Annotated in this window: 18 protein-coding genes; 6 read left to right on the forward strand and 12 right to left on the reverse strand. The window is 68.8% G+C overall.

What is annotated here, in order from left to right; all coding sequences use genetic code 11:
- Window position 1 precedes the first annotated feature (1 nt).
- From ACODRX_RS02900 to ACODRX_RS02940, 9 genes are all read right to left on the reverse strand, one after another.
- Window positions 2-283: a type II toxin-antitoxin system RelE/ParE family toxin gene (locus ACODRX_RS02900; RefSeq protein ID WP_488869540.1), complete on the reverse strand. Its 282-nt coding sequence runs from the start codon at window positions 281-283 to the stop codon at window positions 2-4.
- A complete protein-coding gene (locus tag ACODRX_RS02905) occupies window positions 283-573 on the reverse strand; it encodes a CopG family ribbon-helix-helix protein (protein ID WP_488869541.1) in 291 nt (96 codons plus the stop codon). Before ACODRX_RS02905 ends, ACODRX_RS02900 begins: the two co-directional genes overlap by 1 nt.
- A 90-nt stretch (window positions 574-663) precedes the next feature.
- Complete coding sequence (locus tag ACODRX_RS02910; RefSeq protein WP_488869542.1) at window positions 664-1,458, reverse strand: enoyl-CoA hydratase/isomerase family protein; 795 nt, start codon at window positions 1,456-1,458, stop codon at window positions 664-666.
- Window positions 1,455-2,258, reverse strand: coding sequence for an SDR family oxidoreductase (locus tag ACODRX_RS02915; protein ID WP_488869543.1), 804 nt, complete (start codon window positions 2,256-2,258; stop codon window positions 1,455-1,457). The genes ACODRX_RS02910 and ACODRX_RS02915 overlap by 4 nt, the downstream gene beginning before the upstream one ends.
- Before the next feature lie 179 nt (window positions 2,259-2,437).
- Window positions 2,438-4,111 carry a long-chain-fatty-acid--CoA ligase gene (locus ACODRX_RS02920; protein WP_488869544.1) on the reverse strand — a complete coding sequence of 558 codons (1,674 nt, stop codon included), beginning with the start codon at window positions 4,109-4,111 and terminating at the stop codon, window positions 2,438-2,440.
- 4 nt (window positions 4,112-4,115) lie between these two features.
- Window positions 4,116-5,111 (reverse strand): Bug family tripartite tricarboxylate transporter substrate binding protein, encoded by a 996-nt coding sequence (locus ACODRX_RS02925; protein ID WP_488869545.1) that lies wholly within the window; start codon window positions 5,109-5,111, stop codon window positions 4,116-4,118.
- An 86-nt stretch (window positions 5,112-5,197) separates the two neighbouring features.
- The gene (locus tag ACODRX_RS02930; protein WP_488869546.1) at window positions 5,198-5,962 is read right to left on the reverse strand and encodes a crotonase/enoyl-CoA hydratase family protein; all 765 of its coding nucleotides are present in this window, start codon (window positions 5,960-5,962) and stop codon (window positions 5,198-5,200) included.
- Between the two features lie 61 nt (window positions 5,963-6,023).
- Entirely contained in the window at window positions 6,024-6,791 is a 768-nt protein-coding gene (locus ACODRX_RS02935) for an SDR family NAD(P)-dependent oxidoreductase (protein WP_488869547.1), read from the reverse strand.
- A gap of 26 nt (window positions 6,792-6,817) precedes the next feature.
- The gene (locus tag ACODRX_RS02940; protein WP_488869548.1) at window positions 6,818-8,005 is read right to left on the reverse strand and encodes a thiolase family protein; all 1,188 of its coding nucleotides are present in this window, start codon (window positions 8,003-8,005) and stop codon (window positions 6,818-6,820) included.
- Between the two features lie 176 nt (window positions 8,006-8,181).
- On the opposite strand from ACODRX_RS02940, the gene ACODRX_RS02945 reads away from it, so the two are divergent.
- The 5 genes from ACODRX_RS02945 to ACODRX_RS02965 all read left to right on the forward strand — a co-directional run bounded on the left by ACODRX_RS02945 (window position 8,182) and on the right by ACODRX_RS02965 (window position 13,738).
- Window positions 8,182-9,735, forward strand: a complete 1,554-nt coding sequence (locus ACODRX_RS02945; protein WP_488869549.1) for an AMP-binding protein — start codon at window positions 8,182-8,184, stop codon at window positions 9,733-9,735.
- Window positions 9,736-9,811: 76 nt separating this feature from the next.
- Entirely contained in the window at window positions 9,812-10,954 is a 1,143-nt protein-coding gene (locus ACODRX_RS02950; RefSeq protein ID WP_488869550.1) for an acyl-CoA dehydrogenase family protein, read from the forward strand.
- A gap of 26 nt (window positions 10,955-10,980) precedes the next feature.
- Window positions 10,981-11,985 carry a Bug family tripartite tricarboxylate transporter substrate binding protein gene (locus ACODRX_RS02955; RefSeq protein ID WP_488869551.1) on the forward strand — a complete coding sequence of 335 codons (1,005 nt, stop codon included), beginning with the start codon at window positions 10,981-10,983 and terminating at the stop codon, window positions 11,983-11,985.
- Between the two features lie 42 nt (window positions 11,986-12,027).
- Window positions 12,028-13,035, forward strand: coding sequence for a tripartite tricarboxylate transporter substrate binding protein (locus ACODRX_RS02960; RefSeq protein WP_488869552.1), 1,008 nt, complete (start codon window positions 12,028-12,030; stop codon window positions 13,033-13,035).
- A gap of 64 nt (window positions 13,036-13,099) precedes the next feature.
- Window positions 13,100-13,738 carry a LuxR C-terminal-related transcriptional regulator gene (locus ACODRX_RS02965; RefSeq protein WP_488869553.1) on the forward strand — a complete coding sequence of 213 codons (639 nt, stop codon included), beginning with the start codon at window positions 13,100-13,102 and terminating at the stop codon, window positions 13,736-13,738.
- Here the strand turns inward: ACODRX_RS02965 and ACODRX_RS02970 are convergent, their stop codons facing one another.
- The 3 genes from ACODRX_RS02970 to pcaB are packed head-to-tail and all read right to left on the reverse strand — an operon-like array spanning window position 13,739 to window position 17,649.
- Window positions 13,739-15,235 carry a fumarate hydratase gene (locus ACODRX_RS02970; RefSeq protein ID WP_488869554.1) on the reverse strand — a complete coding sequence of 499 codons (1,497 nt, stop codon included), beginning with the start codon at window positions 15,233-15,235 and terminating at the stop codon, window positions 13,739-13,741.
- A gap of 15 nt (window positions 15,236-15,250) precedes the next feature.
- Window positions 15,251-16,228 carry a Bug family tripartite tricarboxylate transporter substrate binding protein gene (locus ACODRX_RS02975; RefSeq protein ID WP_488869555.1) on the reverse strand — a complete coding sequence of 326 codons (978 nt, stop codon included), beginning with the start codon at window positions 16,226-16,228 and terminating at the stop codon, window positions 15,251-15,253.
- Between the two features lie 53 nt (window positions 16,229-16,281).
- Window positions 16,282-17,649 (reverse strand): 3-carboxy-cis,cis-muconate cycloisomerase, encoded by a 1,368-nt coding sequence (gene pcaB, locus ACODRX_RS02980; protein ID WP_488869556.1) that lies wholly within the window; start codon window positions 17,647-17,649, stop codon window positions 16,282-16,284.
- A gap of 121 nt (window positions 17,650-17,770) precedes the next feature.
- Here pcaB and ACODRX_RS02985 point away from each other — a divergent pair, with 121 nt between their 5' ends.
- On the forward strand, window positions 17,771-18,499 hold the full coding sequence (locus tag ACODRX_RS02985; RefSeq protein WP_488869557.1) for a GntR family transcriptional regulator: 729 nt from the start codon (window positions 17,771-17,773) through the stop codon (window positions 18,497-18,499).
- The last annotated feature ends 5 nt before the right edge of the window (window positions 18,500-18,504 follow it).

The raw sequence follows: 18,504 nt of genomic DNA on the forward strand, positions 1-18,504 counted from the left end.
CTTATGGGCCAGGCGGCCACTGGCGGGCGGCATGCAGCACGCGCAGCACGCGTACTCTGTCGCCAGCCACGTCGTAGACCAGGAGGTAGTTGGGGTGCGCCACCAGCTCGCGCGTGCCGGGCTCGCGGCCTTTGCGGCCCATATGCGGGTGATCGAGCAGCCGGCCCGCCTTTTCCTCGAAAAGCTCATCCAGTGCGAGCGCCGCAAAGGGGTTGTCGGCCTCGATATAGTCATAGATCGAGCTTCGATCCGCAACAGCCTCCGGCGTCCAATACAGCTGCATCACTCGCCTGCGGCTTCGAGCCTGCGGCGTGTGGCTGCGCGGCGCGCTGCGAACCGGGCTTCGACGTCAGCTGCAGGAAGCAGCCTGCCGGCGTCGGCGGATTCGACGCCGGCCTGCACCTGGCGGCGAAACCATGCATCGTGCCCCGCTGCGTCATGCTGCTGCTGCACGAACTCGCGCATGAAATCGCGCAGCAGCTGCGCGCCGGTGCGGTCGCAGGCCTTGGCGGCGTTCGCAAAATCGCTCTTCAGGGTTTCGTCCAGCCGGAATGTGAAAGTTGCTTCGCCCATGGCATTCCCTCTATGTGTTACACAATGCGTACAGGGTAGCACATTGGCCGGCCGGATGCATCCGGCCCACCGGGCGCCAAGGTCGTGGCGCTACTTCTGCGGCCACTGGAACGGCGCCGGCTCCTTGTCCAGAAAGCGGCGCACCGCCTCGCGGTGCTCGGCCGTGCCCATGGCCAGCGCCTGGGCATTGGCCTCTTGCTCCAGCAGCGAGGGCAGGTCGTTCGCGGCCAGCGCCAGCGAGCGCTTGATCAGGCTCAGCGCCACCGGCGAGGCGCCGACGAAGCTGCGTGCAATCGCCTGGGCGCGCTGCTGCAGCGCCTCGGGCTCGGCCAGTTCGGTGGCGATGCCCAGCTGCAGCGCCTCCTCGGCCGAGACTTCGCGGCCCGACAGCATCAGCTCGCGCGCCCGCTGCACGCCGACCACGCGCGGCAGCGTGTAGAAGGCCGCGCAGTCGGGCACCACGCCGACGCGGATGAAGGACATGGCAAAGCGCGCCCGCGTGCTGGCGATGATGAAGTCCGCCGCCAGCGCCAGGCTGAAGCCGGCGCCGTAGGCCGCGCCGTCCACCGCGGCCACCACCGGCTTGTCGAGCAGCATCAGGTCCTTGAGCCAGTGGTGCAGGCTGGACAGGCGCTGGCGCCAGCCGGCATTGTCCAGGCCCGAGGCGGCGATATTGCCCAGGTCGCCGCCCGAGCAGAAGTGCGGGCCCGCGCCGGTCAGCACCAGCGCGCGGATCGCGCCGTCGGTGGCCACGCGCTCCACCGCCTCGGCCATCTCCAGCCGCATCGCCGGGTCGAAGGCGTTGCGCTTGGCGGGGTTGTTGAAGGTCAGCGTGGCGACGCCGTCCTGCACCTCGAAGGCGATGCGTTCGTAGGCCTGGCTCATGCGGCGCCCCTTGGCACGTAGGACGAGCGCATGTCGCGGCCGCCGCGCAGCGCGGCACCGCCATCCACCGGCAGCACCGCGCCGGTGATGTAGCCGGCCTGCGGCGAGGCCAGGAACAGCGCCGCGTTCGCCACGTCGTCCAGCGTGCCCATGCGCTGCAGCGGCACGGTCTCGGTGGCGCGGCGCAGCGCCTCGGGCGAGGGCGCGAGGCGGCGCATGCCCTCGGTGTCGGCAATCGGCCCGGGCGAGATGGCGTTCACGCGCACGCCCGCTTCGCCCCATTCCATGGCCATCACGCGCGTCATCATCTCGATGCCGGCCTTGGCGGCGCAGGCATGCACCTGGTACATGGTGGGGTTGACGGCCTGCGGCGCCGAGATGTTGATGATGCTGGCGCCAGGCTTCTTCAGCATGGGATAGGCGAGGCGCAGCACGTGGAAGGTGCCGTTGAGGTCGATGTCGACCACGGTCTTGAAGCCGTTGGGCGAGAGCTCGGCCGCGGGCGCGATGAAGTTGCCGGCCGCGCCGGAGATGAGCACGTCGATGTCGCCGAAGCGCTCTTGCGCCTGGCGCAGCGCGGCCTCCACGGCCGCCGGCTCGCGCACGTCGGCGCTCAGCCCCAGGGCCTTCGCGCCCAGCGCCTGCAGGCCCTCGGCCGCCTGCTGCACCTTCTCGGGCGAGCGGCTGAGCACCGCCACGTTGGCGCCGGCGCGCGCGAAGGCCTGGGCGATGCCCAGGTTGATGCCGCTGCTGCCGCCGGCGACGAAGACGTGGCGGCCGGCAAAGCTTGGGTTGGACATAATGCGTTCTCTCTGCTGGTTGGAATCAAGTTAGCTATGGCGCTGCGTACCGTCCGCTCGAAGCCCGTGAAACCGGCACTGCGGAATGCGCGGGCACCGAGGAAGGGCCGCCCCGCACCGAGGGTGCTGTCCCCCTCCCGAAGGAGAGGGGGAAGGAGCGCAGCGACATAGGGGGTGCTTCATGCTTTTGCCGATTCCTGCAGCGCGCGCCACTGGATCTTGCCGGTGGCCGACTTGGGCAGGCACGCGGCGAACTCCACCTCGCGCGGCACCTTGTAGGCGGCCATGCGCTCGCGGCTCCAGGCGATGATCTCGCCGGCCGTGGCCTTGGCGCCGGGCTTGAGCACGACGACGGCCTTGACGCTTTCGCCGCGCCTGGCGTCGGGCACGCCGATCACGCAGGCCTCGAGCACCGCGGGGTGGGCGTAGAGCAGGTTCTCCACCTCGGCGGGCCAGACCTTGTAGCCCGAGGCGTTGATCATGCGTTTCAGGCGGTCGCGCATGAAGTAGTAGCCTTGCGCGTCGACCGCGGCCAGGTCGCCGGTGCGAAAGTAGCGCCGGCCGTGGCGCTCGAAGAAGGCCTGGCGGTTGGCCTCGTCGTTGCGCCAGTAGCCCAGCATCACCTGCGGGCCGCTGGTCACCAGCTCGCCGACCTCGCCCTGCGGCAGCTCCTGCAGGGTCTCGGGGTCGACGATCATCGAGTGCACGCCCTGCGTGGCCATGCCCAGGCATTGGCGCTTGCCGTGCTGCATGGGGTTGGCATGCAGGAAGGCGGCGGTCTCGGACAGGCCGTAGGCCTCGTTGTAGCTCAGGCCGAAGCGCTCGGCCAGCATGGCCGACACGGCCTCGGGCATGGCCGCGCCGCCGCCGGTGAGCACCGCCAGGCTGGAGAGGTCGAGCCGGTGCTCCTGCGCCTGCGCGAACAGCTCGATCACCATGCTGGGCGGCGCGGACCAGACGCTCACGCGGTGGCGCTCGATCAGCCGCGCGGCCTGCAGCGCGTCCCAGCGCGGCATCATCACCACGGTGGCGCCGGTGACGATGGGGGTATTCATGCCGGCCTGCATGCCGAGCATATGGAACATGGGCGCGACCGCCAGGCACACGGCATCGGCCTGCAGGCCGCGCCAGATCTGCCCCGCCACCACCGGCGCCTGCAGCGTGCCGTGCGTGTGCATGCAGCCCTTGGGGTGGCCGGTGGTACCCGAGGTGTAGGGGATCACGGCGAGATCATCGGGGCCTATGCGGAGCGCCGTGCGCGCGCCGGGCGCCAGGCCCTGGGCAATCGCGTCGGCAAAGCCGTGGTAGTTGCCCGCGGGCAAGGGCGCGCGCGGCGCGGTCACCGCCTCGGGCAGCGCATCCGGTGGCTCGGCCGCCAGCATGTCGCTGTAGGCATGCACCAGCGCGGCATCGAGCAGGCCTTCGTCCAGCGCGGGCCGCACCGCGGCCAGCAGCTCCTGCGCGACGATGGCCACGCGCGCGCCGCTGTCGCCGGCGTAGTAGCGCAGCTCGTGCGCCGTGGTCATGGCGCTCACCGGCACCACCACCGCACCGATGCGAAACAGCGCATAGCAGGCCACCACGAACTGCGGGCAGTTCTGGCTTTGCAGCAGCACGCGCTCGCCCGGCGCGATGCCCAGCCGCTGCTGGCAGTAGCCCGCCAGCGCCTCGACCTGGGCCAGCAGCTGCGCATAGCTGATGGCGCTACCGCCGAAGATGATGGCGCTCTTGTCGGGAAAGCGCCGGGCCGCGACATAGAGATAGTCGTCCAGCGTGACGCGCGGCACGCGCAGTTCGCGGGCAACGCCCTTGGGCCAATACGGTGTGGATGAGGGCTGTGCGGGTTCGGTCATGGTGTCAGTCGAGCTGCAGTTTCTGGCTGCGGATCAGTTCGCCCCAGTCCTTGCGGTCGCGCTCCACCAGCTGCGCGAACTGCTCGGTGGGCATGCCGCCGGGGCGGCCGCCCAGGTCGCGGTAGCGCTTGACCACGGCGGGGTCGTGCAGCACGGCGATCAGGGCATCGGTGAGCTTGCGCACGATCTCGGGCGGGGTCTTGGCCGGCAGGAAGAAGCCCATCCAGCCGACCTTGTCGAAATCCTTCATGCCCAGCTCGGTCATCGTTGGCACCTCGGGCAGCTCGGGCTCGCGGCTGGCGCCGGTCACCGCCAGCGGGCGCAGCTTGCCGTCCTTGATGTGGGCCAGCGAGGCGGTGAGGTTGTCGAACATGAACTGCGTCTCGCCGCTGACGATGGCCATGGTGGCCGGCGCCGAGCCCTTGTAGGGCACATGCACCACGTCGGTGCCGGTGCGTTCGCGGAACAGCTCGCCCATCAGGTGCGTGGTCTGGCCCACGCCGGCCGACGAGAACGACAGCTTGCCGGGCTGCTGGCGGGCGGTGGCGATCAGCTCGTTCAGGCTCTTGATCGGCGACCTGGCCGGCACCACCAGCACGTTGGCGAACGAGATCATGTCCGTCAGCGCGATGAAGTCGCTGCTCTTGTAGCTGAGCTTCTGGTAGGCGGTGTAGTTGATCGCGTTGGAGCCGGTATTGCCCACCAGCACGGTGTAGCCGTCGGGCTGGGCGCGCGCCACCAGGCCGGTGCCGAGCGCACCGCCCGCGCCGGGCTTGTTGTCCACCACGATGGGCTGGCCCAGGCGCTCGCCCAGCCTTTGCGCCATGAAGCGCGCCGGCGTGTCGGTGGAGCCCCCGGCCGCGCCGGGAATGATGAAGGTGATCGGGCGCGTGGGCCAGCTGCCGTCGGCCCAGGCGGGCAAGGCTACGGGCAGGGTGGCCATGCCCAGCAGGGCGGCGCCCGCGAGCTGGAGCGCGCGGCGGCGGTTGTGGATGTGCATCTCTGTCTCCTGGATCGGTGGGCGGCTCTGCGGCCGCTTGAAGATTGCCTGCTTCTGGAAAGATGGCTGTCAGCGCTTGGTTGGGCTTAAGCGCCCTTCCACACCGGCTTGCGTTTTTCGGCAAAGGCGGCGGCGCCTTCGCGCGCATCCTGCGAGCTGAATACCGGCGCGGTGATGGCGGCCTGGCGCTCGAACATCTCGGCCTGGGGCCAGTCGGCCGACTCCTGCGCCACGCGCTTGCTGGCGATCAGCGCCAGCGGGCCGTTGGCGGCCACGGCCTGGGCCAGCTGCAGCGCCACGTCCAGCGCCTGGCCGGGTTCGGTCAGGCGGTTGACCAGGCCATGCGCATGGGCGCGCTCGGCGCTGAGCATGTCGCCGGTGAGGATGCATTCCATCGCGATGTGGTAGGGCAGGCGCTTGGGCAGGCGCAGCAGGCCACCGGCTGCGGCGGCCAGGCCGCGCTTGACTTCGGGCAGGCCGAACTTGGCGCTGTTGGCGGCCACGATCAGGTCGCAGGCCAGCACCATCTCGCAGCCGCCGGCCAGCGCGTAGCCCTCGACCGCGGCGATCAGCGGCTTTTGCGGCGGCTTTTGCGTGAGGCCGCAAAAGCCCCGGCCCGGGATGCTGGGGCGCTTGCCCTGCAGGAAGCCCTTGAGGTCCATGCCGGCGCAGAAGGTGCCGCCCGCGCCGGTGATGATGCCGGCCTGCAGCGCCGGGTTGCGGTCCAGCTCGTCCAGCGCTGCAACCATGGCCTCGGCCATCTCCAGCGTCGCGGCGTTGCGCGCCTCGGGGTTGCTGAGGGTCATGATCTGCACGTTGTCGCGCACTTCGACCAGTACGGTGGATGCCATGGAATGCCTTTCGGGAAATGGGGAAGCGTTCCCTCTCCCGCGTGCGGGAGAGGAGAGGACATCAGCGAGGCTGCATGCGGATGGCGCCATCCAGGCGGATGGTCTCGCCGTTGAGCATCGGGTTCTCGAGGATGTGCAGCGCGGTCAGCGCGTATTCCGACGGGCGGCCCAGGCGCGAGGGATTGGGCACCGAGGCGCCGAGCGACTGGCGCACGTTCTCGGGCAGGCGCATCAAGAGCGGCGTCTCGAACAGGCCGGGGGCGATGGTGCAGACGCGGATCATCTTGGTGGCCAGGTCGCGCGCGGCGACGATGGTCATGCCGATCACGCCGGCCTTGGACGAGGCATACGGGATCTGGCCGATCTGGCCCTCGTAGCCTGCCACCGAGGCGGTGAGCACGCAGGCGCCGCGCTCGCCGTCGACGGGTTCGTTCCTGGCCATGGCCACCGCCGACAGGCGCAGCACGTTGAAGCTGCCGATCAGGTTGACGCGGATGATGTTGGTGTATTTTTCCAGCGAGCCGGCGCTGCCGTCCTTCTCGATCAGGCGCAGCGGTCCGCCGATGCCGGCGCAGTGCACCAGCGCGCGGAAGTTGCCGAAGGACTCGGCCACCGCGATGGCCTCGGCCACCTGCGCTTCATCGGACACGTCGGCCTTCACGTAGCGCAGCTGGCCCTGGTATTTCTGCTCCATCGCCGTGCCGCGCTCGTCGTTCAGGTCGATGGCCACCACGTTCAGGCCGCGCTCCAGCAGCGAGACGGCCGTGGCTTCGCCCAGGCCCGATACGCCGCCGGTCACGATGGCGGTCATTCCTTTTTGCAATTGCATGATGCTTCCTTGTCTTGAATCCGTGGTTACAGGCGTTCGATGATCGTGGCGTTGGCCATGCCGCCGGCCTCGCACATCGACTGCAGGCCGTAGCGCTCGCCGCTGTCCTCCAGCGCGTGCAGCATGGTGGTCATCAGGCGGATGCCCGAGGCGCCCAGCGGGTGGCCCAGCGCGATCGCGCCGCCGCGCGGATTCAGGCGCTCGCCGTCGGCGCCCAGCTCCTTCTGCCAGGCCATGGGCACCGAGGCGAAGGCTTCGTTGATCTCGTAGTGGGCGATGTCGTCCAGCTTCATGCCGGCCTTGGCCAGCACGCGCTGCGACGCGGGGATGGGCGCGGTCAGCATGTACAGCGGGTCGTCGCCGCAGACGTCGAAGGCCACGAAGCGGGCGCGCGGGCGCAGGCCCAGCTGCTGGGCGCGCTTTTCGCTCATGATCAGCATGGCGCTGGCGCCATCGGTCATCTGCGAGGCATTGCCGGCGGTGGTGCTCCAGCCGATCTGCGGAAAGCGCGCCGACAGCTCGTCGCTCTGGAACACGGCCTTGAGGCCGGCGAGCTTCTCGGCCGTGGTGCTGGCGCGGATGGTTTCGTCGGCCACAAATCGGCTCTCGCGGCCGTTCGGCGTATCGATGCCGACGATCTCGCGCTCGAAGCGGCCGGCCGACTGCGCGGCATGGGCGCGCTGGTGCGAGCGGGCGGCGTAGGTGTCGAGCTCGGTGCGCGACAGGCCCCACTTGGCGGCCACCAGGTCGGCCGATACGCCCTGGCCCACCAGGCCGGGCGCGTAGCGGGCATCGAAGCGCGCGCCGGTGGTGTTGTGGCCCATGCGCGAGGTGCCCATGGGCACGCGGCTCATCGACTCGACGCCGCAGGCGATCACGATGTCCTGCGTGCCGGCCATGATGGCCTGGGCCGCGAAATGCACCGCCTGCTGGCTGGAGCCGCACTTGCGGTCGATGGTGGTGGAGGGCACGTGCGCGGGCAGTCCGGCGGCCAGCCAGGCCAGGCGGCCGGGCGTTCCGGCCTGCTCGCTCACCTGGCTGACGCAGCCGCAGATCACGTCGTCCACGGAGCCGGGATCGAGCTGGTTGCGTGCCACCAGCTGCTCCAGCACCTGCGAGAGCAGGTCCACCGGATGCACCTGGGCGAGCGCGCCGTCGGGTTTGGCCCTTGCCATGGGGCTGCGGATGGCGTCGACGATGACAGGAATGTTCATGATTGCTCCATGTGTTTTATGAGACAGATGATCCATTAAATTTCAGTCTACCCTGTTCGTTTGTGTTTAACACCGTGTTTGCACTATGATTTTTAGCAGGCATGTCTGAAAGAATTCATTTGAGAAAATTTATTTTGAGACAATGATCTCGTAATTTTGAAACCCCAGGAGTGATGGTGACGGGTACGCAAGATTTTTTCGGCCGCGCGGCAGCGGCTCCCGAAAGCGTGGTGCTGACCATGGCCGACAGCGGCCGGCAGTACACGGCCGGCGAGGTGGCCGGCCATGCCGCTCAGGCGGCGCAGTGGCTGGCGGCCCAGGGCCTGCAGGCGGGCGATACCTTCGCGGTGCTGCTGGAAAACCGTATCGAGATCCTGGAGATCGTGCTTGCCGCCAAGCTGGCGGGCCTGTATGCCGCGGTGCTCAGCACCCACCTGACGCCGGCCGAGGTGGCCTATATCGTGCAGGACAGCGGCGCCCGGCTGGTGGTGGCTTCCGGCAAGACCCTGCCGCTGCTCGCCGGGCTGCAGGGCCTGCCGCGCTTCACGGTGGACGATGCCGAGCCCGGCGCGCCCTCGTTCCAGGCGGCGGTGCAGGCGCAGGCCGGTGCCGCGGTGGACTTCGGCGACCGGCCCGTGGGGCGCGACCTGCTGTATTCGTCGGGCACCACCGGGCGGCCCAAGGGCGTGCGCAAGCCGATGTGGCCCAGCGAATGGCGCAACCGGCTCGATCCCGAGGTGCAGGTGACCGCGCGCCACATGCAGATGGATGCCGGCACCGTCTACCTGTCGCCGGCGCCGCTGTACCACGCCGCGCCGCTGCGCTACACGCTGCGCGCGCTGGACCTGGGCGGGCAGGCGGTGATCATGGGCCGCTTCGACGCCGAGCGGGCGCTGGCGCTGATCGAGCGCTACCGCGTGACGCACAGCCAGTGGGTGCCGACCATGCTGAGCCGCCTGCAGCAGCTGCCGGCCGAGGTGAAGCAACGCCACGACCTGTCGAGCCACCGCGTTGCCATCCATGCGGCGGCGCCATGCCCGGTGCCGCTCAAGCAGGCCATGCTCGACTGGTGGGGCGACATCCTGCTGGAGTACTACGCCGGCTCGGAAGGCTGCGGCACCACGCTGATCAATTCAGCGGAGTGGCGCGAGCGCCCCGGCTCGGTGGGGCGGGCGATCTCGGGCCAGATCCGCATCGTCGGCGACGACGGCCAGGAACTGCCGCCCGGCGAGGTCGGCCAGGTGTATTTCTCGGGTGGCGGCCAGTTCAGCTACCTGAACGACGAGGCCAAGACGCGCCAGGCCATCAACGAGCAGGGCTGGGCCACCTACGGGGACATCGGCCATGTGGACGCGGCCGGCTACCTCTTCTTGAGCGACCGGCGCGCGGACCTGATCCTGTCGGGCGGCGTGAACCTCTACCCGCAGGAGATCGAGAACGCGCTGTCGCGCCACCCGGCCGTGTACGAGGTGGCGGTGGTCGGCGTGCCGCATGCCGATTTCGGCGAGCAGCCGATCGCGGTGGTGGTGCTGCAGCGCGGCACGCCCGCCACGCCGGAGACCGCGCAGGCGATTGCCGCGCAGGCGGGCGAGGTGCTCGGCAAGATCAAGCGCCCGCAGCGCATGGTCTTCGTGGACGGCCTGCCCAAGCTGGAGACCGGCAAGCTGCTGCGGCGGGTGCTCAAGGAGCGCTACCGGGCCGAGCCGGAGGCCGGTTTTGCGCTGCGCTGAAATTCAAGAATCATGGCTTTTGGCGCTTGCCGCATAAGCGTTAGAGGCCCATTTGAGCAAATCTTTAGGAGTCACCATGCAAGACCTGATCCAACGCACCGTCTACCGCGAAGACCACGAGCAATTCCGCGAGCAGGTGCGCCGCTTCTTTGAAAAAGAGGTCGTCCCCTTCCATGCCGAATGGGAGCGCCAGGGCATCGTGCCCAAGGAGGTCTGGCGCAAGGCCGGCCGCGAAGGCCTGCTCAACACCATGCTGCCCGAGCCCTACGGCGGCGGCGGCGACTTCGGCCATGCCGCGGTGCTGATCGAGGAGGTTGCCCGCACTGGCGCCAGCGGCCTGGGCTTTCCGCTGCACTCGGACATCGTCGCGCCCTACATCAATGCCTATGGCAGCAAGGCGCAGAAGGATCGCTGGCTGCCCAAGATGGCGGCGGGCGAGCTGATCGGCGCGATCGCAATGACCGAGCCCGGCGCGGGCAGCGACCTGAAATCGGTGCGCACCACCGCCAAGCGCGATGGCGAGCATTACGTCATCAACGGCGCCAAGACCTTCATCACCAACGGCATCAACTCCGAGATCGTCATCGTGGTCTGCAAGACCGCGCCCGAGCTGGGCGCCAAGGGCGTGTCGCTGATCGTGGTCGAGGACGGCGCGCCGGGTTTCAGCAAGGGCCGCAAGCTCGAGAAGATCGGCCTGATGGCGCAGGACACCTCCGAGCTGTTCTTCGACAACGTGCGCGTGCCGGTGGATAACCTGCTGGGCGAAGAGAACCAGGGCTTCAAGTACCTGATGCACGAGCTGGCCCAGGAGCGCCTGGTGGTGGCGGTGCGCGCGGCCATGTCCATCGAGGCTTTCCTGAGCAAGACCATCGCCTACACCCGCGAGCGCAAGGCCTTCGGCCAGGCGGTGTTCGAGTTCCAGAACACCCGCTTCAAGCTGGCCGAGGCCAAGGCCCAGGCGACGATGCTGCGCGTCTTCGTCGACGACTGCATCGCGCTGCACCTGCAGCGCGCGCTCACGCCCGAGCGCGCCGCCATGGTCAAGCTCAACGCCACCGCGCTGCAAAACCGCCTGCTCGACGAATTCCTGCAGCTGCACGGCGGCTACGGCTACATGACTGAATACCAGATCGGCCGCGCCTGGACCGATGCGCGCATCGGCCGCATCTACGGCGGCAGCGACGAGATCATGAAGGAAATCATTGCTCGCACTTTGTGAGCAAGCTCATAGAAGGAGACATCACCATGCCACTGAACCGACGCAAGGCCCTGCTGGGCCTATCGCTGCCGAGATGGCTGCCCCTCATCGCGCTGGCCGCTGCCGCCTGCGGCATGGGCGGCGCACAGGCTGAAGGCAACTACCCGAGCAAGCCCATCCGCATCATCGTGCCCTACCCGGCGGGTGGCGGCACCGACACCATCGCGCGCCTGATCGGCACGCAGCTCACCAACCGCTGGGGCCAGCCGGTGATCGTCGAGAATAAGCCCGGCGCCAGCGGCATCCTGGGCAACGACACGGTCGCCAAGGCGCCGGGCGACGGCTACACCATGCTGCTGGGCATCACCACGCTGGTGCAGATCCCGTGGCTGTACAAGAAGGTGCCCTACAAGCTGAGCGAGCTGGCCCCGGTGTCGCAGATCGCCAAGTCGGCCGACCTGTTCATGGTGCCGCGCAGCTCGGGCATCAAGACGCTGCAGGAATTCGTGGCCCAGGCCAAGGCCGACCCGCAGAAATTCAACTTCGGCAGCTATGGCAACGCCACCTCGTCGCACATGAACGGCGAGCGCTTCAAGCAGCAGGCCGGCATCGACATCGTGCATGTGCCCTACCAGGGCTCGGGCCCCGAGATGGCGGCCCTGCTCGGCGGGCAGCTGACCCTGGCGCTGGTGGATGCCACCGCGGCCTATCCGCACATCAAGTCGGACAAGCTCAACGTGCTGGCGGTCACCGGCGCCCAGCGCCACCCCGCGCTGCCGCAGGTGCCGACCATGACCGAAGCCGGCTACCCCGGCCTCGAGGCCAACGGCTGGTTCGGCATGCTCCTGCCGGCCAGCACGCCCCAGGCCATCGTGGACAAGGTGGGCGCCGAGGTCGCGGCCATCGTCAAGTCGCCCGAGCTCAACAAGCGGCTGCAGGACATGGGCCTGATTCCCGTGGGCTCGCTGCCTGCCGACTTCAAGCGCCAGATGGAGCAGGATGCGGCACACTGGAAGGGCGTGGTCGAGGCGGCGAAAATCACGCTGAACTGAGCTTCCACCGATCCGCAGACCAGAAAACCCAGGAGACAAGCCATGACCGCGACTGCACCCAAGACGGCCTTGAGCCGCCGCCAACTGCTGGCCCTGGGGGCCGGCGCCGCCGCCGCGCCGCTGGCGGCCCAGGCCCAGGCCAGCTTCGCCACCCGCCCGGTGCGGGTGGTGGTGCCGTTCGCGGCCGGCGGCGCCACCGATGTGATCGCGCGCACCCTGGGCGAGCGCATGGGCGTGGGCCTGGGCCAGCCGGTGGTGGTGGACAACAAGCCCGGCGCGGCCGGCCTGATCGCGGGCGAGTCGGTGGTGAAGTCGGCCCCCGACGGGCTGACCGTGCTGCTGGGCACGACCTCGTCGATGCTCACCAACAAGTACCTGTACAAGAAGACCTCCTACGATCCGCTGACCGAGCTGATGCCGCTGGTGCGCGTGTGCACCGCGCCCATCGCGCTGGTGGTGACCGCCGACGTGCCGGCGGCGAACCTGCAGGAATTCCTGGCATGGATCAAGGCCAACCCGGGCAAGCTTTCGTACGGTTCGTACGGCATAGGCTCGCACGGCCAGCTGGCCTGCGCCACGCTCAGCGAGGCGGCCGGCGCCGACATGTCGCACGCGGCCTACCGCGGCGAGGCGCCGATGGTGCAGGACATGCTGGGCGGGCAGGTCAAGATCGGCATGGGCAGCATGATCACGCTAAAGCCGCACATCGATGCCGGCAGGCTGCGTGCGCTGGCGGTGACCGGCCCGCGCCGCGTGCCGCTGCTGCCCGAGGTGCCGACCTTTGCCGAGGCCGGCCTGCGCAGGGAGGCGCTCGAACTGGTGGGCTGGCTGGCCATCGCCGGCCCCAAGGGGCTGGCGCCCCAGGTGGCGCGCCAGTGGGGCGAGACCGCCAACCGCGCGGTGGCCAGCCGCGAAGGCACGGCGCGCATCATCGCCGCCGGCTTCGTGCCCATGGACGACGACACGCCCGCGCGCTTCGCCCAGGCCTGGGCCCACGAGGGGCCGGTGTGGGGGCGGCTGCTGCAGGCGGCGGGCGTCAAGCCGACCTGATTTGGCGCGGTAGTGGGGGCGGCGGCATTTTCGCAAGTGCGCCGATCGTGGCAGACTCCGGTGCATGTCCGTCCCCACGCTCCTGGTCGCCGACGACCACCCGCTGTTCCGTGCCGCCCTGATCCAGGTGCTGCATGTGCGCTTTCCGAGGTTCCAGGCGCTGGAGGCCGCGAGCGCCGCCACGCTGGACAAGGCGCTGCAAGAGCACCCCGAGGTGGAGCTGGTGCTGCTGGACCTGGCCATGCCCGGCGCGCGCGGCTTCTCCTCGCTGCTGCATGTGCGCGGCGGCTATCCGGAGATTCCGGTGGTGGTGGTCTCGTCCAACGAGCATCCGCGGGTGATCCGCCGGGCCCAGCAGTTCGGCGCGGCGGGCTTCATCCCGAAGTCGGCGCCGGCCGAGGACATGGCGGCGGCGATCGAGGCGGTGCTGGCGGGCGACAGCTGGTTTCCGCCGATGGCGGCCGAGCGCTCCGAGTCCGACGCGGCCCTGGCCGCCAGGCTGGCCCAGCTCACGCCGCAGCAGTTCCGCGTGCTGCTGTACATGGCCGACGGCCTGCTCAACAAGCAGATCGCCCATGAGCTGGGGCTGGCGGAAAACACGGTCAAGGTGCACGTGACCGCGATCCTGAAGAAGCTCGAATGCTACAGCCGCACCCAGGCGGCGGTGCTGGTCAAGGGGCTGGAGCCGGAGAGCCAAGCTTAGTCAGCCGGCCGGAGCCAGCCGGTGGATGGCCCGGCCCTGGCTGTCTACCGCCACGGTGACCGGAAAATCCCGCAGCTCGAATTCGTGGATGGCTTCCATGCCCAGATCCTCGAATGCCAGCACGCGCGCGGCGCGGATGGCCTTGGACAGCAGGTAGGCTGCGCCGCCCGTGGCGCTGAGATAGGCGCCGCCATGGCGGGCGATGGCGGCGATCGCATCGGGGCCGCGCTCGGCCTTGCCGATCATAGCGAGCAGGCCTGTTTGCGACATCAATGGTTCGACGAAGCGGTCCATGCGGGTGGCTGTGGTGGGGCCGGCAGGCCCCACGGCTTCGTCGCCCACGGCATCGACCGGCCCCACGTAGTAGACGACCCGGCCGCGCAGGTCCACGGGCAGCGGCTCGCCGCGCGCGAGCATGTCCACCAGGCGCTTGTGCGCCGCGTCCCGTGCGGTCAGCACGCGGCCCGACAGCAGCAGCGTCTGGCCGAGGCGCCAGCCGCGCACCTGCCCGGCGTCCAGGCAGTCCAGGTCCACGCGCGTGGCATCGGGCATATCGAAGCGGTCGGCAATACCGTCCCACAGGCTGGCGGGCGGCTCCTCGATGCCGGCTGGCCCCGAGCCGTCGAGCGAAAAGCGCAGGTAGCGCGTGGCCGAGCAGTTCGGTATCAGCGCCACGGGAATGGTCGCTGCGTGGCACGGGGCGGTGCGTACCTTCACATCAAGCACTGCGGAGCTTCCGCCGAGCCCTTGTGCTCCGATGCCCAGCGCGTTGGCGCGCTCATATACCTGCAGCCGCAAGGTGTCCTCGGCGCTGGCGGCGCCGCGGGCCTGCAGCAGGTCGATGTCGATGGGGTCGAACAGCGATAGCTTGGCCAGCAGCATGGCCTGCTCCGGCGTGCCGCCTATGCCTATGCCCAGCGTTCCAGGCGGGCACCAGCCGGCGCCCATGCCGGGCAATTGCGTGATGACCCAGTCGGCCACATCGTCGCTGGGCTCCAGGGTGGCGAAGCGCGCCTTGACGTCGCCGCCGCCGCCCTTGGCCACCACCAGGGCCTCCAGCCCATCGCCGGCCACGATCTCGCAATGGACGATGGCGGGGGTGTTGTCCCGGGTGTTGGCCCGCCGGCCCAGCGGGTCGGAGACCATGGTGGCGCGCAGCGGATTGACGGGGTCGCGGAAGCTGCGCCGCACGGCTGCATCGCATACTGCCTGCAGGCTCCAGGGCAGGCCGCCATCGTGGCGAAAGAGCTGTACGCCGCAGCCTATGCGCAGAAACACCTGGCCGACGCCGGTGTCCTGGCACAGGGGACGGCGCCCCAGCGCTGCCAGGCGGCTGTTGACCAGCAGCTGTTCGATGGCGGCCCGCGCCGGCAGGTGCGTCTCGGCCGCCAGCGCGCGGCGCAGGGCGCGGATGAAATCCGGCGGGTGGTGGTGGCTGACGAACTGGAAGGCGTTTGCCAGACTCTCGGCCAGGTCTTCCTGTGCAATGCGCGTCATTGGCGGTGCCTGCTTTCAGTCGAGCTGGATCTTGGCATCGGTCACCACCTTCTGCCAGCGCTGGATTTCCGCCGCGGTGAATTGGGCGAATGCCTCGGGCGCATACTGGGCCTGCGGCAGCAGCTGGATGCCCTGGCTGGCCATGCGTTCGGTCCAGGATTTGTCGGCCAGCGCCTTCAGGTAGGCCTGGTGCATCTTCTGCACGATGTCGCCGGACGTGCCCTTGGGCGCATACAGGCCGTACCAGGTGGCGGCCTCGAAGCCGGGCAGGGTCTTTTGCGCCAGCGCAGCCACGCCCGGGTACTGCTGGGGCATGGGTTCGAGCGAAGTCAGCGCAATGGCCTTGAGCCGGCCGCCCTGCACCTGGGGTAGCGCGGTATTGCTTTGGTCGAACATCGCGTCTACCTGCCCGCCGATCAGGTCGTTGATGGCGGGCCCCGCGCCCTTGTAGGCGATCTGGGTGACCGAGATGCCGGCCCGGGAGCTGAACAGCGCTGCGATGAGGTGCGAGGTGGAGCCCACGCCGGCATTGCTGAAGTTGATCTTGCCGGGCTCCGCCTTGGCCGCTGCGATCAGCTCGCCTGCGCTCTGGTAGGGGGAGTTCTTGCCCACCAGCAGCACCAGCGGCGTGTCGGGGAAGCGGAACACCGCTGCGAAATCCTTCACCGGGCTGTAGCTCAGCTTCTTGTACAGGGCCGGGCCGGCGCCCATGTAGCCCATGTGACCGACCAGGAAGGTGTAGCCGTCGGGGCTGGCCTTGGAGGCCTTGGTGGCTCCGATGGTGCCGCCCGCGCCTGCCACGTTTTCGATGACGATGGGCTGCCCGATCTGCCGGGATACCTTGTCTGCGATGTCCCGCGCCATCGCGTCCGTGGGGCCGCCGGCGGCAAACGGAACGACCCAGGTTAGGCTCTTGGTGGGCCAGGCCTGTGCATGGGCGAATTGGGCGGCGGCGAGCAGCGCGATCGCGCCAGCGGCTTTGCGAAGTTGCATGGGAGTCTCCTTGGTGGTTGCTGCGAGAGGGGGGAAGTGGATCGGGTCGCCGATCAGCCGAGCTGCGCGGAATTGGCGATGGCGCGGTCCACCATCGCGGGGGCCAGCCCCAGGTAGTTGGCCGGGTCGGTCAGGCGCTCGATGGCGGCGCGGTCGAAGTGCGCGATGACGGCGGGCAGCGCGGCCAGGGCTTCGGCCAGCGTGCCGCCCTGCTCGTTGACGGTGCGGCAGGCGTCGTAGACCAGGTCGTGCGCCTGCTGGCGGCCGATGGCAGGGGCCAGGCCCATCATCACTGCCTCGGCCACGATAAGGCCCCGGCTCAGTCCCAGGTTGCGGCGCATCTGCGCGGTGTCCACGATCAGCCCGCCCAGCGCGAATCTGGCCTGGTGCAGTGCGCCGGCCGTGAGGATGAAGCTCTCGGGAATGGCGATCCACTCCGCGTGCCAGGGGCCGGTGGCGCGCTCGAAGTCCTGGACCATGGCGTCCACCATGAGCCCGGCGTGCTGGCGCACGCCCTTGGCGGCGGCCAGCATCAGCTCGCTGGAGATGGGGTTGCGCTTTTGCGGCATCGTGCTGCTGGCACCCCGGCCCTTGACAAAGGGCTCGTACACCTCGGCGAACTCGGTCGAGGCCATGATCATGATGTCCAGTGCGATCTTGCCCAGCGAGCCAGTCACCAGTGCCAGCAGGTTGACGGCTTCGGCGAAGCCGTCGCGGGCGACATGCCAGGTGGTGCTGGGTACTGCCAGGCCCAGTTCCTCGGCCAGCGCTTGCTGCACCTGCAGCCCCTGGTCGCCGAGCGAAGCCAGGGTGCCGGCCGCCCCGGCGAATTCCACGCACAGCACCCGCTGGCGCAGTTGCGCCAGCCGTTCCTGGTGGCGGTCGAACATGGCCAGCCAGATGGCGACCTTGTAGCCGAAGGTCACGGGCAGGGCCTGCTGCAGGTGGGTGCGGCCGGCCATGGGGGTGTCGCGGTGCTTTCGGGCCAGATCGGCCAGGGTGGCGCGCAGGGCGCGGATATCCGCATCCACGATGTCCAGTGCTGCGCGTACCTGCAGCACGTTGGCCGTGTCCATGATGTCCTGCGTGGTGGCACCCCAGTGCACATAGCGGCCGGCTTCCCCGCACATCGCCACCAGCTGGTGCACCAACGGCAGGATGGGGTAGCCGACGATGTCGGTTTCGTGGCGCATGTGGTCGAAGTCGATTTTTTCGAGACTGGACTCGCGGGCAATGGCCTCGGCCGCCTCCGGCGGAATCACGCCGCAGCGCGCCTCGGCCCGGGCCAGTGCGACTTCTACTTCGATGTAGCGTGCAATCAGGCTGCGGTCCGAGAACACCTCGCGCATGGCCGCAGTGCCGAAGGCATCGCGGAACAGGATGGAATCGATGACGGTGCTGGAGCTTGGCGCGAAGGGCATGGCGATGTGCTTAGAATATGTTGATAAAAATCGAACATATCAATATGTTCGAACATATTTATTATTTGATATGTTCGAACAAAATAAATCAGCATTAACCCTTGCTGCGTACTGCTTTGCCATGACCAAGACCTCTCCCATCGACCTGGCCCGTTTCCTGGCCGAGGCTATTGCCGACGGCACCCATCCGGTAGGCTCCCTGCTGCCCACGGAGTTCGAGCTGTGCGAGGCCCATGGCCTGAGCCGTTATGCAGTGCGCAAGGCGCTGGACGAGCTGCAGGAGCTGGGGTTGATTTCGCGGCGCAAGAATGTGGGCACGCGCGTCGAGTCGGCGCGGCCGGCGGGTGGGTTCACGCAATCCATCGCCACCCTGGACGAGCTGGCTCAGTTCGGTGCCCAGCATGTGCGTGTGATCCGTTCGGCCGTGCCGGTGGTGGCGGACCTGGCGCTTGCCAAGGAGCTCGACTGCGAAGGCGGAACGCGCTGGCTGCAAATCTCCAGCCTGCGCATGGATGCAGGCCCCAAGGCACGTCCGATCTGCTGGACGGATGTGTATGTCGATGCCGCATTCAGCGGCATCGACGAGCTGGTGCGGGCCGCGCCCGAGGTCTTGATCAGCAGCCTGATCGAGGAGCACTACGGCCGGGCCATTGTCCGCCTGCGGCAGGAGGTGGAGGCCATGCTCATGCCTGCGCGCCTGGCTAGGGAGCTGCAGTCCGAGGAGGGGGCGGCGGCGCTGCGCATCACCCGGCGGTACTACGATGCGGCGGGGGCGCTGCTGGAGATCTCCAGGACCGTCCATCCCGCGAGCCGCTTCACCTTCGCCATGGAGATGAGCCGCAACAGGTAGCGTGC

The sequence above is a fragment of the Comamonas sp. FG99 genome (assembly GCF_057808605.1).

Excerpts from the sequence above, each read along its gene's own strand:
- ACODRX_RS02900 (WP_488869540.1), bottom strand. The coding sequence starts at position 283 with ATGCAGCTGTATTGGACGCCGGAGGCTGTTGCGGATCGAAGCTCGATC.
- ACODRX_RS02905 (WP_488869541.1), bottom strand. The coding sequence starts at position 573 with ATGGGCGAAGCAACTTTCACATTCCGGCTGGACGAAACCCTGAAGAGC.
- ACODRX_RS02910 (WP_488869542.1), bottom strand. The coding sequence starts at position 1,458 with ATGAGCCAGGCCTACGAACGCATCGCCTTCGAGGTGCAGGACGGCGTC.
- ACODRX_RS02915 (WP_488869543.1), bottom strand. The coding sequence starts at position 2,258 with ATGTCCAACCCAAGCTTTGCCGGCCGCCACGTCTTCGTCGCCGGCGGC.
- ACODRX_RS02920 (WP_488869544.1), bottom strand. The coding sequence starts at position 4,111 with ATGACCGAACCCGCACAGCCCTCATCCACACCGTATTGGCCCAAGGGC.
- ACODRX_RS02925 (WP_488869545.1), bottom strand. The coding sequence starts at position 5,111 with ATGCACATCCACAACCGCCGCCGCGCGCTCCAGCTCGCGGGCGCCGCC.
- ACODRX_RS02930 (WP_488869546.1), bottom strand. The coding sequence starts at position 5,962 with ATGGCATCCACCGTACTGGTCGAAGTGCGCGACAACGTGCAGATCATG.
- ACODRX_RS02935 (WP_488869547.1), bottom strand. The coding sequence starts at position 6,791 with ATGCAATTGCAAAAAGGAATGACCGCCATCGTGACCGGCGGCGTATCG.
- ACODRX_RS02940 (WP_488869548.1), bottom strand. The coding sequence starts at position 8,005 with ATGAACATTCCTGTCATCGTCGACGCCATCCGCAGCCCCATGGCAAGG.
- ACODRX_RS02950 (WP_488869550.1), top strand. The coding sequence starts at position 9,812 with ATGCAAGACCTGATCCAACGCACCGTCTACCGCGAAGACCACGAGCAA.
- ACODRX_RS02955 (WP_488869551.1), top strand. The coding sequence starts at position 10,981 with ATGCCACTGAACCGACGCAAGGCCCTGCTGGGCCTATCGCTGCCGAGA.
- ACODRX_RS02960 (WP_488869552.1), top strand. The coding sequence starts at position 12,028 with ATGACCGCGACTGCACCCAAGACGGCCTTGAGCCGCCGCCAACTGCTG.
- ACODRX_RS02965 (WP_488869553.1), top strand. The coding sequence starts at position 13,100 with ATGTCCGTCCCCACGCTCCTGGTCGCCGACGACCACCCGCTGTTCCGT.
- ACODRX_RS02970 (WP_488869554.1), bottom strand. The coding sequence starts at position 15,235 with ATGACGCGCATTGCACAGGAAGACCTGGCCGAGAGTCTGGCAAACGCC.
- ACODRX_RS02975 (WP_488869555.1), bottom strand. The coding sequence starts at position 16,228 with ATGCAACTTCGCAAAGCCGCTGGCGCGATCGCGCTGCTCGCCGCCGCC.
- pcaB (WP_488869556.1), bottom strand. The coding sequence starts at position 17,649 with ATGCCCTTCGCGCCAAGCTCCAGCACCGTCATCGATTCCATCCTGTTC.
- ACODRX_RS02985 (WP_488869557.1), top strand. The coding sequence starts at position 17,771 with ATGACCAAGACCTCTCCCATCGACCTGGCCCGTTTCCTGGCCGAGGCT.